Below are 13463 nucleotides of genomic sequence, written 5' to 3'. Positions count from 1 at the left end.
TTTTGACCCGTTAAAAGATCGCGAGGCAAGCTCGCTCCTACAGCTACATATCGGTGTTTAGCCGCGGCCCGGGAACCACTCTGGTTTCACAATCCCGTTCAAACGCGTGTAAGGAATGCTCAACTCAACATTCCCTTCCGAGTACGGGGCAATGCTGTACACGTCGTACTTGAGCACGACTTTGTCCTTGAGCAACGCCACGTTCGGGGTTTGCTGGAACGGCCAGGTTTTAACGTACTCCGGGTCGTTGCCTAGGCGCGAACTGATCAGCCAGTTGTTGTGCGCCACTTTCGCCGCGCCCCAGAACGCGTGTTCTTGGCCCGGGACGAGCATGTCCTGCAAGGTCACTTCTTTCTGGTCTTTGCGCGACCAGTTTATAAACCCGCGTCCGGGCATGCCGTGTGCGCCGCCGGTGTCCAGGTAGCTGATCAACTCAATAATCACCAAGTCGTCATGCTGCTCACGTACCTTGGCCTGCAAGTACATGCTGTTGCGGGTGTCGGCCGTGCGCAAAAATTGCTCACGGTAGGCGTTCAGTGACGGCGCCAGCTTGTCGTTCGGCGAGTTGACGGTCATTTTCAGCAAGCGCTGTTCGATCAGGGCATCGAGTTTCGGTTCGCTGGCAACGTGCACCGTCTCAATGTTGACCAGCGGGCAGTCATCGCCCTTGCAGCCTGCTTTGACCTGCTCGGACGCATCCGGCGTAAACGTCAGGGGTTTGGGTTGAAATACGCTCTGGCAAGCACCCAGCGTCAGGGCGATGCAAGTCAGGGAGGCAATTTTTAAAAGCGACATGGTCGTCCTTCATCAACGAAAGAAAGGTGAACGCAGGCTCGTTCGACTGCCAACAAGGGCGTCAGTTCGCCGCTAAGCTTGAAGGTGTCAATTAGAGTTGGTTTGCAGGCAATCCGTCTATCCCCGCAGTGTAAAAGGGGCTGCATCCAGAACCACAGGCGCGTTAGGATGCGCGATGCCGAGGGCCACCCCGGTGTGAATTTGCCAGTAAGAGGTTTTCAATGACTGACATCACCAAGGCCACGCCCAGCGCTGTCGAGATCGTAAAGCGCGAGAACGGCTATCAGGGTTTTTACAAACTGGACCGGGTCTTCCTGCGCCATGAACTGTTTGCCGGTGGCATGAGCCGTGAGATCAGTCGTGAAGTATTTGTCCGTCATGATGCCGTGTGCGTGCTGCCGTATGACCCGCAGCGCGATGAAGTGGTGCTGATCGAACAGTTCCGGGTCGGCGCCTATGGCAAGACCGAAACCCCGTGGCTGATCGAACTGGTGGCAGGGTTGATCGACAAGGAAGGCGAGAACGACCCCGAAGATATCGCCCGTCGCGAAGGCGAAGAAGAAGCCGGGCTGACGTTCTCGAAGTTATGGCCGATCACCCGTTATTTCCCGTCACCGGGTGGCAGCACAGAATTTGTGCACCTGTACCTGGGGCGTTGCGACAGCTCTAACGCAGGCGGCCTGCATGGCCTGGAAGAAGAAGCTGAAGATATTCGAGTGACCCGGTGGGCGTATGAAGACGCGCTTCAAGCAGTACGAGATGGACGTATTTCCAATGCGGCGAGCATTATTGCCCTGCAATGGCTGGCGCTTAATCGCGCTGAAGTGAGGGGGTTATGGCAGTAAATGGGTTACGTGAACGCTACCGCGTTGATTTGATTGGCTTGCAGGCTGCCTGCGAGGCCAACTATGCGCGCCTGATGCGTTTGTTGCCCGACATGCGCGAGCAACCGAGTGCCCGCCAGATTGCGGTCACTCAGGGCGAACAAATGCTCGGCGTACTGACCCTTGAGGTTGTGCTCGATTGCCCGTACACCAGCACCTTGCGCGTGCGTCAGGAGCACAGCCTGCCGTGGCTGCCGGTGCCCGAACTGCAAGTGCAGGTGTACCACGATGCGCGCATGGCCGAAGTGATTGGCGCCGAACATGCACGGCGCTTTCGCAGCATCTATCCTTACCCCAACGTGGCCATGCACCAGCCCGACGAAAAAGCCCAGCTCAACGTATTTCTGGGTGAATGGCTAAGCCATTGTCTGGCCTGTGGGCATGAATACGCAGAAGTGCGCTAACGACCCCTGTCTCTGTAGGAGCGAGCTTGCCTCGCGATCTTTTGATCTATAAAAGATCGCAGCCTGCGGCAGCTCCCGCGTGAGAAATCGATAATTACCCCCCCCTGCCTGGGAGAATGCCTTGCCCAATGTCTCCACGCTGACCACCGAAGACCCGGTGCTGCTGGTGCAACTGACCGACAGCCATTTGTTTGCCGATGCAGACGGTTCGCTGCTGGGGCTCAACACCGCTCAAAGCCTGCAGCGTGTGATTGAACGGGTGCGCGCCGAGCAGCCGCAGATTGATCTGTTGCTGGCTACCGGTGATTTGACCCAGGATGGCAGCGTGGCGGCGTATCAGCGTTTTCGGCAATTGACCGAGCCGCTCTCGGCGAATGCACGCTGGATCCCCGGCAATCACGACGCTTGGCCGTCGATGCTCGAAGCCACCGTGCAAAGCCGCTTGCTTGAGCAGGTGGTGGACATCGGCAATTGGCGCATTACGTTGCTGCGCTCCAACGTGTACAAAAAAAGCCACGGTTATCTGGATGACACTGAACTGCAGCTGCTGGTGAATTCGTTGAGTGAAGCCCCTGATCGCCATCACCTGATTGCCCTGCATCACCACCCTGTGGAGGTGGGCTGTGAGTGGATCGAGTCGATTGGCCTGCACAATGCCAACGCTTTTTGGGGCGTGCTGGAGCGTTTTCCACAGGTTAAGGCGCTGCTCTGGGGGCATATTCACCAACCCTTCGACCAGCAGCAAAAGGGCGTGCGGCTGTTGGCATCCCCGTCTACGTGCGTCCAGTTCACGCCTGCCAGCCGAGACTTCAGCGTCAGCAGCGAGGCGCCCGGTTATCGCTGGTTGCGCCTGCAACCTGATGGCACTTTGGACACAGGGGTGTCGCGTGTGGATAACTTTGTGTTTGAGCCCGATTACAGCGCTAACAATTACTGAGTGCGGGTGACTTGGAAATATCTTGAGACGGGTTATTGCCCTAAACTGCGCGTCTTTATTGATACTGCGTTCAGCTTAAATCGTGCTCGGGAGTGATTGCATGTCGGGTTCCATCTTGTATATCCATGGTTTCAACAGTGCTCCCGAGTCGAAGAAGGCCACGCAGCTCCTGTCCGTGATGCAACGCATGGGGCTGAGCGATCAGCTGCGGGTTCCGGCCTTGCATCATCATCCGCGTGAAGCGCTGGCCCAATTGCAGGCGGCAATCCTCGAACTGGACCGCCCATTGCTGGTCGGCAGCTCGCTCGGCGGCTACTATGCGACCTATCTGGCCGAACAGCATGGGCTCAAGGCCTTGCTGGTCAACCCGGCCGTCAGCCCGCATCGGATGTTCGACGGCTACCTGGGCACGCAAACCAACCTGTACAGCGGTGAAACCTGGGAGCTGACCTACGATCACGTGCTCGCCCTGGCCGAACTTGAAGTGCAGGCGCCTCAAGACCCGCAGCGTTATCAGGTGTGGTTGCAGACAGGCGACGAAACGCTGGACTACCGCCATGCCGAAAAGTACTACCTAGCCTGCGCCTTGCGCATTCAGGGGGGCGGCGACCACAGTTACCAAGGTTTTGCCCAGCAACTGCCCGCGCTGTTGAGTTTCGCCGGGATAGCGGCACATCAGTATCAAACCATCGACTTTGCGGCCCTTTAAGGCGCCGGTCGAATGGCCCTTATTTTTCATTTACGACTAACGACGAGACCCTATGGCCACTCCCAGCGCTAGCTCTTATAACGCAGACGCCATCGAAGTCCTCTCGGGCCTCGACCCGGTGCGCAAACGCCCCGGCATGTACACCGACACCAGTCGGCCTAACCACCTGGCCCAGGAAGTCATCGACAACAGCGTCGACGAAGCCCTGGCCGGTCACGCCAAATCGGTGCAAGTCATCCTGCACGCCGACCACTCGCTGGAAGTCAGCGATGACGGGCGCGGCATGCCGGTCGACATTCACCCCGAAGAGGGCGTGTCAGGCGTCGAACTGATCCTGACCAAGCTCCACGCAGGCGGCAAGTTCTCGAACAAGAACTACCAGTTCTCCGGCGGCCTGCACGGCGTGGGGATTTCGGTGGTAAACGCCTTGTCGACCCAGGTGCGGGTCAAGGTCAAGCGTGATGGCAACGAATACCAGATGACCTTCGCCGATGGCTACAAGGCCACCGACCTTGAAGTCGTCGGCACGGTCGGCAAGCGCAACACCGGGACCAGCGTGTACTTTGCGCCGGACCCAAAATATTTCGATTCGCCCAAGTTTTCGGTCAGCCGTCTCAAGCACGTGCTCAAGGCCAAGGCTGTGTTGTGCCCGGGGCTGCTGGTCAGCTTTGAAGACAAAGGCACCGGCGAGAAAGTCGAGTGGCATTACGAAGACGGCCTGCGCTCTTACCTGGTCGACGCCGTCAGCGAATTCGAACGCCTGCCAGACGAGCCGTTTTGCGGCAGCCTGGCCGGTAATAAAGAAGCCGTCGATTGGGCGCTGCTGTGGCTGCCCGAAGGCGGCGACAGCGTGCAGGAAAGCTACGTCAACCTGATCCCGACCGCTCAAGGCGGTACCCACGTCAACGGCTTGCGTCAGGGGTTGCTCGATGCCATGCGCGAGTTCTGCGAATTCCGCAGCTTGCTGCCGCGTGGCGTGAAGCTGGCGCCCGAAGACGTGTGGGAGCGCATTGCGTTCGTGCTGTCGATGAAAATGCAGGAGCCGCAATTCTCCGGCCAGACCAAAGAGCGTTTGTCGTCCCGTGAAGCGGCGGCCTTCGTTTCGGGCGTGGTCAAAGATGCGTTCAGCCTGTGGCTCAACGCGAACCCCGAGCTGGGCATGCAGTTGGCGGAGCTGGCGATCAACAACGCCGGTCGTCGTCTCAAGGCCAGCAAAAAGGTCGAGCGCAAGCGCATCACCCAAGGCCCGGCCTTGCCCGGCAAATTGGCCGATTGCGCCGGGCAGGACCCGATGCGTTCCGAGCTGTTTCTGGTGGAGGGTGACTCCGCTGGCGGTTCGGCCAAGCAAGCGCGGGACAAAGAGTTTCAGGCGATCCTGCCGTTGCGCGGCAAGATCCTCAACACCTGGGAAGTCGACGGCAGCGAAGTCTTGGCCAGCCAAGAAGTGCACAACATCGCCGTGGCTATTGGCGTTGATCCGGGCGCGGCTGACATCAGCCAACTGCGCTACGGCAAAATCTGCATCCTCGCCGACGCCGACTCTGACGGTCTGCACATCGCGACCTTGCTCTGTGCGCTCTTCGTGCAGCATTTCCGCCCGCTGGTAGACGCCGGGCACGTGTACGTGGCCATGCCGCCGCTGTACCGGATCGACCTGGGCAAAGAGATTTACTACGCCCTCGACGAAGCCGAGCGTGACGGCATTCTCGACCGTCTGGTGGCCGAGAAAAAACGCGGCAAGCCGCAGGTCACGCGATTCAAAGGTCTGGGTGAAATGAACCCGCCGCAGTTGCGTGAAACCACCATGGACCCCAATACCCGGCGTCTGGTGCAGCTCACCCTGGAAGACTACGCCGCGACCTCGGAAATGATGGACATGCTGCTGGCGAAAAAACGCGCGGGTGATCGTAAGTCCTGGCTGGAATCCAAAGGCGACCTGGCGCAGGTGCTGGCCTGATGCGCAGTGCCTTGCTGGCGCTGTTGTGTGTGAGTGCGAGCCCGGTCATGGCGCAGGACTGGCCTGAGCTGGCGCTGAGCTCCGAGCATCCGGTAGAAGGCATGCGCGGCGGCAACCTGTCCGGGTTGGCGATGTGTCAGGGCGAGGTGTGGGCGGTGTCTGATCGCGACGATGATCAGATTTACCATCTGGATACCCGCTACGCCGAATGGCACGCCGAGGCAGTGGCCATCGACGTGCCGCCCGCGCCAGAAAGCGGGTTGCCGTGGGGTGTACGCATGATGGGCAAAGCCATCAGCCCGCTGCGCGGTGGCGACCTGGACTTCGAAGGCATCACCTGTGATGACGCCGGTAATCGTTACGTGGTCAGTGAAGCTCACGCGGCGGTGCTGTCTGTTCCGCCGATTGGCGCCCCTTCGTGGCTTAAAATCGACCCGGCGCTGGTGCGCCAGGCACGTGCCAGTGGCATGTTGCTGCACTTCAATGCGCTGTTTGAAGGCATTGCGGTCAGCCCGCAGGGCAATCAGATTTGGCTGGCGGCCGAGCGCGAGCGCAGAGGTTTGTTGACCATTCGCAAAAAACAGAGCGTATGGGACTGTGAAAACGGCTGCGTATTGATGAGCGAAGGCGGCCTTGAACAGCCGCCGCCTCAGCTCAAGGGCAAGGCGCAACAAAAAGATTTCTCTGATCTGGCGCTGTTCGAGGGCAAGCTGTTCACCCTTGAACGCATGGCTTATCGCATTTGCCGTCGTACCCTGGACACCGGCGAAGTCGAGCGCTGCTGGTCGTTTGCCAACGATGCATTGACGGCCGCGCGCCTCTACAAAAGCCCTTATGGCAACGCCGAGGCCTTGAGCCTGGATGCCAAAGGCGCCTGGATTGGCGTCGATAATGGCAGCCACGTGCGTGCCGATGGTGAGAAGCGTCCCATCGTTTGGCGTTTTGCTGCCCCGCAAGGTGGCTGGAGCGCCAAGTCATGAGCCAGCAACCACCGGGCAAAGGTGTGGGGCGGATCTTTATGATCGTGGCCTGGTGCGCCGGTTTGTACTTGGCCACGCAATTTTTCGGGCGTTGGGAACAGCGTCAGGACAACCCCAACACCGACGTGACCTCGCAACAAGGCGAGGGCTATATCGAGGTGACGTTGAAGGGCAACGTGCAGGGTCACTTCGTCGCCAGCGGCCGCATCAACAACGTGCCGGTGGAATTTTTACTGGATACCGGGGCCACCGATGTGGCGGTCCCGCAGGAGCTGGCCAGGCAACTGGCGCTGCCCAAAGGTGCCCCCGTGACGCTGAGCACCGCCAATGGGCGGGTGCAGGGTTATCGGACCCAGATCGACCGCCTGCAACTGGGCGCCATCGTGCTGCGCAACGTGCGTGCGGTGGCGGCTCCCGGCCTTGAAGGCGAGCAAGTGCTGCTGGGCATGAGTGCTTTGAACCAACTTGAATTTACCCAGCGCGGCGGCACCATGCTGCTGCGCCAGACAACGAACTGAATGAGGTCCGCATGAGCGACTCCCTTGATCTCAGCCTGGACGGCGTAGAACGCCGGTCACTGGCCGACTTCACAGAACAGGCCTACCTCAACTACTCCATGTACGTGATCATGGACCGGGCCTTGCCGCATATCGGCGACGGCCTCAAGCCAGTACAGCGGCGTATTGTGTACGCCATGAGCGAGTTGGGCCTGGACGCAGACTCCAAGCACAAAAAATCGGCGCGTACCGTCGGTGACGTACTCGGCAAGTTCCACCCGCACGGCGACTCGGCCTGCTACGAAGCCATGGTGCTGATGGCGCAGCCGTTCAGCTATCGCTACACGCTGGTCGACGGGCAAGGCAACTGGGGTGCGCCTGATGACCCCAAATCCTTCGCCGCCATGCGTTACACCGAAGCGCGTTTGTCGCGCTATTCCGAAGTGCTGCTCAGCGAACTGGGTCAGGGCACGGCGGACTGGGTGCCGAACTTTGACGGAACCCTCGACGAACCTGCGGTGTTGCCGGCACGTTTGCCGAATATCCTGCTCAATGGCACCACCGGCATCGCCGTGGGCATGGCCACAGACGTACCACCGCACAACCTGCGCGAAGTCGCCAGCGCCTGCGTGCGTTTGCTCGATGAGCCCAAAGCGACTGTTGAGCAACTGTGCGAGCACATTCAGGGCCCGGACTACCCGACCGAAGCTGAAATCATCACCCCGCGCGCCGACCTGCTGAAGATCTACCAGACCGGCCGCGGCTCGGTGCGCATGCGTGCCGTGTACCACGTTGAAGACGGCGACATCGTTGTCACCGCGCTGCCGCACCAGGTATCGGGTGCCAAGGTGCTGGAACAAATCGCCGCGCTGATGCAGGCCAAGCCGACCAAGCTGGCGATGGTCACCGACCTGCGTGACGAGTCCGACCACGAAAACCCATGCCGCATCGTGATCATCCCGCGCAACAACAAGGTTGATCTCGACGAACTGATGCAGCATTTGTTCGCCGTGACCGAGCTTGAGTCGACCTTCCGGGTCAACATCAACATCATTGGTCTGGACGGCAAGCCACAGCTCAAAAACCTGCGCGCCTTGCTGGTTGAATGGCTGGAGTTCCGGGTTCGAACCGTGCGTCGTCGCTTGCAGTTCCGCCTCGATAAAGTCGAGCGCCGCCTGCACCTGTTGGACGGTTTGCTCACCGCTTACCTGAACCTCGACGAAGTGATCCACATCATTCGGACCGAGGAGCATCCCAAGGCCGAACTGATTGCCCGTTTTGCCCTGACCGAAACCCAGGCCGACTACATCCTCGACACGCGCTTGCGCCAATTGGCCCGCCTTGAAGAGATGAAGCTGCGCGACGAGCAAGACGCGCTGCGTAAAGAACAAGCCAAGCTGCAAACCTTGCTGGGCAGTGAAGCCAAGCTCAAAAAGCTGGTGCGCACTGAACTGCTGGCAGACGCCGAAACCTACGGCGATGACCGCCGTTCGCCGATTGTGTCCCGCACAGAAGCCAAGGCCTTGTCGGAAAACGAGCTGGTGCCGACTGAGCCGGTCACCGTTGTGTTGTCTGAAAAAGGCTGGGTACGTTGCGGCAAAGGCCACGACCTGGACGCAACCGGTTTGTCCTATAAAGCAGGCGACGGTTACAAAACCGCCGCTGCCGGGCGTTCCAACCAATTTGCCGTGTTTATTGATTCCACCGGGCGCAGCTATTCGGTGGCCGCGCACACCTTGCCGTCTGCCCGTGGTCAGGGCGAGCCGTTGACCGGCCGTCTGACGCCGCCGCCGGGCGCCACGTTTGAATGCGTGCTGCTGCCCGATGACGACTCGCTGTACGTGATTGCGTCCGATGCCGGATACGGTTTTGTGGTGAAAGGTGAAGACCTGCAAGCCAAAAACAAAGCCGGTAAAGCGTTGCTGACCCTGCCAAAAGGCGCGCAAGTCATGCTGCCGCGGCCTGTGGCGGATCGCGAGCACAATTGGTTGGCGGCGGTGACCACCGAAGGTCGCTTGTTGATCTTCAAAGTCAGCGACCTGCCGCAACTGGGCAAAGGCAAAGGCAACAAGATCATCGGCATCCCCGGCGAGCGGGTGGCCAGCCGTGAAGAGTACGTGACCGACATCGCCGTGCTGCCGGATAACGCCACCTTGGTGTTGCAGGCGGGCAAGCGCACCTTGTCGCTCAAGGCTGACGATCTTGAACATTACAAAGGTGAGCGAGGACGGCGAGGCAACAAGTTGCCGCGCGGTTTCCAGCGCGTGGACGCGTTGTTGGTAGAAACGCCAAATTAAGCGTGCTGCGTGCCGCCGAACTGCGTTTTTTCGCGCAGATCGGCGTCGCAGCGCTGGAGTCATGCTTGATATTCGCGGATGATATGGCGCACTTTCGGCACCGCTAATGGCGATGTGCCCAACGAGTTTTTTCGAGAATCACACTGTGGCGTGCCCTGCGGCGGCCACCTGGATGGAATGATGAACGTTCTGCGCCTTCCTTTAATTGCGTTGCTGGCCGGTGTGCTTGGCCTGGCGGGGTGCAGCGTGCACCAGCCAGCGTCCCTGTACCAACTGGACAGCGGCAACCCCGGCCAGCCCAAGCAAAGTGCTGGCATGGCGGTGGTACTTGGCCCGGTGATCGTGGCTGATTACCTGCAACGTGAAACCCTGCTGCAACGTCAAACCGATGGCAGCCTGAGCGCGGCCACCGATGGTCGTTGGGCGGGCAGCTTGTCGTCAGACATCGACCAGTTGCTGGTGCGCCAGTTGGCGTGGCGTCTGGACAGTCAACGCGTTGTTTTAGCACCTGCGACTGCGGGCTTTGCCCCGGACGTACAAGTGCTGTTGTCGATCACGCGGCTAGACTCGGGTAAAGACCAGCCTGCGATTCTGGATGCGCAATGGCGCCTGCTCGACCGTCGCGGCCAAGTGCGTGACAACCGCATGGTGCACCTGCAACAGCAGCACGACGGCAGCACGGCCTCACAGGTCAAGGCCCAAGGCGAATTGTTGCAGCAACTGAGCGAGCAACTGGCCGTGGCCCTTAAGCCGCTGGCCAATCAGCCGCCATTGATTGAGCCGCACAAGCCGGAAACCAAGTCTGCGCCCAAACAAGAAGTGAGCAAGCCAAAGATTCCGATGGCTGCACCGATTCGCACAGACATGGAAGTGTTCCGCTTCTGAGGCTGTTGCCAAACACAAAAAATCCCGCACCTGTGCGGGATTTTTTTTGGCTCTTGCAAACGGCGCATCAACCTCTCTGTGGGAGCGGGCTTGCTCGCGATTCAGTCGCCTCGGTACATCTGACTCACCGAGGTGTTGCAATCGCGGGCAAGCCCGCTCCCACAGGAAGTTCCGGATGGCTTTACCCGCGATTCTCATGCATGCGTGCCAGTTGGCGTTCGAGCATGGACGGGTAGGGCTCCATCAATCGCTCAACGCAGCAGGCGCCTTCGGGGCTGGCAATCGGGCGAATACGGGCGCGTTGACGGATCAACGCGTCGTCGCTGATTTTGCGTTCCACCAGCAGCAGGTTGCGGCTGTGTTGCGACAGCGCCAAGGCGTCTTGTGCCGTTTCAGTCAGCAGCAGGTCGATCTGGCTGATGCCGCTCAGCCCCTCACCCAGCACCAGGCCCAATTGCAGTTGCAAGGTGATGCCGCTGTCCGCGACTTCGATCTGCAAGGCATGGCCCAAGGCGCGTAACAACTCGCCGCAGCAAATAGCGTTGGTCAGGTAGTCGTCGCCGCTGTCTTCGCTATGGAACAGCATCAGCGTGCTGCCATCGTTCAAGGTGTGCAGCTCGCTTTGGTACAGCGACGCCGCCTGGTTCAGGCAGTCGCGATAACGCTCCAGCAGTTCCATCAAGCGGGCGCGTGGCAAGCGACGCAGTTGCTCTTGAGCGCCCAGTTGCACGGCCAGCACCGCACTCGGTTGCGGCGCAGCAGGTTTGCTCGGTTGGGCTTTGACCAGCGCAGCAGGCGCGACCGCCGTTGGGGTGGTGTCGCGCAAGTCAGCGAACGGGTCTTCGTCGTCGCTCTCGTCTTCTTCGGTGCTGATCACTTGGCGCGGTGCCGCTTTGGGCGCTGGCACGGCGGGGGCTTCATCAAAGCCTGGATCACGCAGGTTGCGTACTTCGAAGGCCGGTTCGTCTTCTTCGGCTTCTTCTTCGTCGTCGTAATCCGGTTCTGGCTCGGGTTCCGGCTCAGGCGCCGGTGGGGCCAGGCGGGTGTGCAGCTGACGGGCCAGATCACCGATTTCATCCTGGCGATTGATGGCCGGGGTGTACGGGTCGGGTTCACGCAGCCAGACACGCAACTGCAATAAAGGTGTCGTAATGTTCCTGCCCAAACGCAAGCTCAGTGCCAGCGCCAATGCCAGCAAAATAGCGCTCAAAATGCCCATGCTCTGCAAGCTGATGGTCATCGGCTGCTCGAACTGGTTCATGTCCAGGCTGATGCGCAAGTGCCCGGCCGTTACATCCTGAAAGGTAATTTTGGTCTGATACACGCCTTCGGTTTCGCCCAGCAGGCTGCTTTTTGGGCGTTGGCCGGCTTCGGCGAGGATGCGGTTATCGACGCTATAAATAGCAGCGTGCGCCACCAGCGGGTTTTTGGTCAGGTTGTTGAGCAGCACGTTGAGGCTGAGGATGTCGTTGGACACCAGCAACTCGGTCGCCGACGTGGCTGTTTGTGTGGTCAGGCTCTGGCCCAGCGCATCGGCTTGCTCGTGCATGGCCTGTTTGAACTGCAAGCCCATCACCACGGCGTAAATGACCAACGCCAAGGCGACTAGGATCACGTTGTGGCTGGCAATACGCAGAGCAATCGGAACGCGTCTGTCGCGAAGGGCCCGGAAGATCAGCAGGAAGAAGTTATCGGTTTTTACAGGCGATGGCCGGTTCACTGAGCGCGGCTCTTAGTCCGTTAAGTTGGTGCGCAGTATAGCGAGCAGCCCTGAGGCGGCAAAGCCTTGGCGATGCCCGATGGTCACTGAAAGTGGGTAGAATGCGTTTTTTTTAGCGAATGGGGGTGTGCCTTGCGCGAAATCGTCCTGATAAACATCACCGGTGAAGACCGTCCGGGTCTCACTGCGGCCATCACCGGCGTGCTGGCCAGCAATGGTGTGAATATTCTCGACATCGGTCAGGCCGTCATCCATGGCGTTTTGTCGTTGGGTTTTCTGGTGAATATTCCCGAAGCCGAGCAAGTGTCCGCCGTGCTTAAAGACCTCCAGCCGCTGATCGCTAATGAGGGGCTGCAACTGCGTTTTGACCCGATTACCGAAGATCACTACCAGCGTTGGGTCAGCGAGCAAAGCCAGAAGCGCCATGTCGTGACGTTGATGAGCCGTCAGGTGACCGCCCTTGAGTTGCAGCGCGTGACCTCGGTGATCAGCCAGCACGGGCTGAACATTGAGCAGACCGATCGTCTGTCAGGCCGTGTCCCGCTGGACGCGCCTACGCAGTTGAGCAAAAGCTGCATTGAGTTGCGCGTGGTCGGCGAACTGGCCGACATCGACGCCCTGCGTGCAGCGTTCTTTGACTTGGCGCAAGAACTCCAGGTCGACATCGCTTTGCAAGAAGACACCCTGTTCCGCCGCAATCGCCGTCTGGCGGTGTTCGACATGGACTCCACGCTGATCGAAGCCGAAGTCATCGACGAACTGGCCAAGGCCGCTGGCGTGGGCGATCAAGTGTCGGCTATCACCGAGCGTTCGATGGCGGGTGAGCTGGACTTCAAGGCCAGCTTCAAAGAGCGCTTGGCGCTGCTGAAAGGTCTGGATGTGGGCGTGCTGGATTCCATCGGTGCGTCGTTGCGCCTGACCGAGGGGGCAGAGGTGTTGTTTGCCGAACTCAAGCGTCTGGGCTACAAAACCGCGATCCTGTCAGGCGGTTTTACCTACTTCGCCAAGCAATTGCAGGCCAAGCTGGGCATCGACTATGTCTTCGCCAACGAGCTGGAAGTGGTGGATGGCAAAGTGACGGGCGTGGCGGTTGAGCCGATTGTTGATGCACAGCGCAAGGCAGACTTGCTGACTGAGCTGGCGCACAAGGAAGGTTTGAGCCTGGAGCAGACCATTGCGGTCGGTGACGGCGCCAATGACTTGCCGATGCTGGCCATTGCCGGTTTGGGTGTGGCGTTCCGCGCCAAGCCGCTGGTTAAAAAGTCGGCTAAGCATGCGATCACAACCTTGGGTCTGGACGGCGTGCTGTACCTGCTGGGTCAGCGCGACCGCAACAGCCAGGGTTAAGCGTTGACGCATCCCCTGTAGGAGCGAGCTCGTCTCGCGATCTTTTGATGG

Annotated in this window: 12 protein-coding genes; 10 read left to right on the top strand and 2 right to left on the bottom strand. The window is 59.8% G+C overall.

The features are described 5' to 3' along the window. Window positions 1-57: 57 nt before the first annotated feature. Entirely contained in the window at window positions 58-795 is a 738-nt protein-coding gene (locus RHM56_RS20800) for an RsiV family protein (RefSeq protein ID WP_322235630.1), read from the bottom strand. A gap of 221 nt (window positions 796-1016) precedes the next feature. Between RHM56_RS20800 and RHM56_RS20795 the strand changes: the two genes are divergently transcribed. The 9 genes from RHM56_RS20795 (at window position 1017) to RHM56_RS20755 (ending at window position 10345) form a co-directional block, all read left to right on the top strand. Next, the gene (locus RHM56_RS20795) at window positions 1017-1640 is read left to right on the top strand and encodes an NUDIX domain-containing protein (protein ID WP_322235628.1); all 624 of its coding nucleotides are present in this window, start codon (window positions 1017-1019) and stop codon (window positions 1638-1640) included. Beyond that, window positions 1631-2083, top strand: a complete 453-nt coding sequence (locus RHM56_RS20790) for a DUF1249 domain-containing protein (RefSeq protein ID WP_322235626.1) — start codon at window positions 1631-1633, stop codon at window positions 2081-2083. The genes RHM56_RS20795 and RHM56_RS20790 overlap by 10 nt, the downstream gene beginning before the upstream one ends. Before the next feature lie 121 nt (window positions 2084-2204). Then, window positions 2205-3020, top strand: a complete 816-nt coding sequence (gene cpdA / locus RHM56_RS20785; RefSeq protein WP_322235624.1) for a 3',5'-cyclic-AMP phosphodiesterase — start codon at window positions 2205-2207, stop codon at window positions 3018-3020. A gap of 100 nt (window positions 3021-3120) precedes the next feature. Next, window positions 3121-3729, top strand: a complete 609-nt coding sequence (locus RHM56_RS20780) for a YqiA/YcfP family alpha/beta fold hydrolase (RefSeq protein ID WP_322235622.1) — start codon at window positions 3121-3123, stop codon at window positions 3727-3729. A gap of 52 nt (window positions 3730-3781) precedes the next feature. Next, a complete protein-coding gene (parE, locus tag RHM56_RS20775; protein WP_322235620.1) occupies window positions 3782-5686 on the top strand; it encodes a DNA topoisomerase IV subunit B in 1905 nt (634 codons plus the stop codon). After that, window positions 5686-6666, top strand: coding sequence for an esterase-like activity of phytase family protein (locus tag RHM56_RS20770; protein ID WP_322235618.1), 981 nt, complete (start codon window positions 5686-5688; stop codon window positions 6664-6666). The genes parE and RHM56_RS20770 overlap by 1 nt, the downstream gene beginning before the upstream one ends. Continuing rightward, window positions 6663-7184, top strand: coding sequence for a retropepsin-like aspartic protease family protein (locus RHM56_RS20765; RefSeq protein ID WP_322235616.1), 522 nt, complete (start codon window positions 6663-6665; stop codon window positions 7182-7184). The genes RHM56_RS20770 and RHM56_RS20765 overlap by 4 nt, the downstream gene beginning before the upstream one ends. Before the next feature lie 11 nt (window positions 7185-7195). Beyond that, entirely contained in the window at window positions 7196-9460 is a 2265-nt protein-coding gene (gene parC / locus RHM56_RS20760; RefSeq protein ID WP_322235614.1) for a DNA topoisomerase IV subunit A, read from the top strand. Between the two features lie 180 nt (window positions 9461-9640). Beyond that, entirely contained in the window at window positions 9641-10345 is a 705-nt protein-coding gene (locus tag RHM56_RS20755; protein WP_322235612.1) for a PqiC family protein, read from the top strand. A 181-nt stretch (window positions 10346-10526) separates the two neighbouring features. Here RHM56_RS20755 and RHM56_RS20750 read toward each other — a convergent pair whose 3' ends face one another. Continuing rightward, window positions 10527-12065 carry an AhpA/YtjB family protein gene (locus RHM56_RS20750; protein WP_322235610.1) on the bottom strand — a complete coding sequence of 513 codons (1539 nt, stop codon included), beginning with the start codon at window positions 12063-12065 and terminating at the stop codon, window positions 10527-10529. Between the two features lie 132 nt (window positions 12066-12197). Between RHM56_RS20750 and serB the strand changes: the two genes are divergently transcribed. Next, complete coding sequence (gene serB / locus RHM56_RS20745) at window positions 12198-13412, top strand: phosphoserine phosphatase SerB (protein ID WP_322235608.1); 1215 nt, start codon at window positions 12198-12200, stop codon at window positions 13410-13412. The last annotated feature ends 51 nt before the right edge of the window (window positions 13413-13463 follow it).

The sequence above is a fragment of the Pseudomonas sp. CCC3.1 genome (assembly GCF_034347405.1).
Lineage (GTDB): Bacteria > Pseudomonadota > Gammaproteobacteria > Pseudomonadales > Pseudomonadaceae > Aquipseudomonas.
This window is presented reverse-complemented; position numbering and strand designations above follow the sequence as displayed.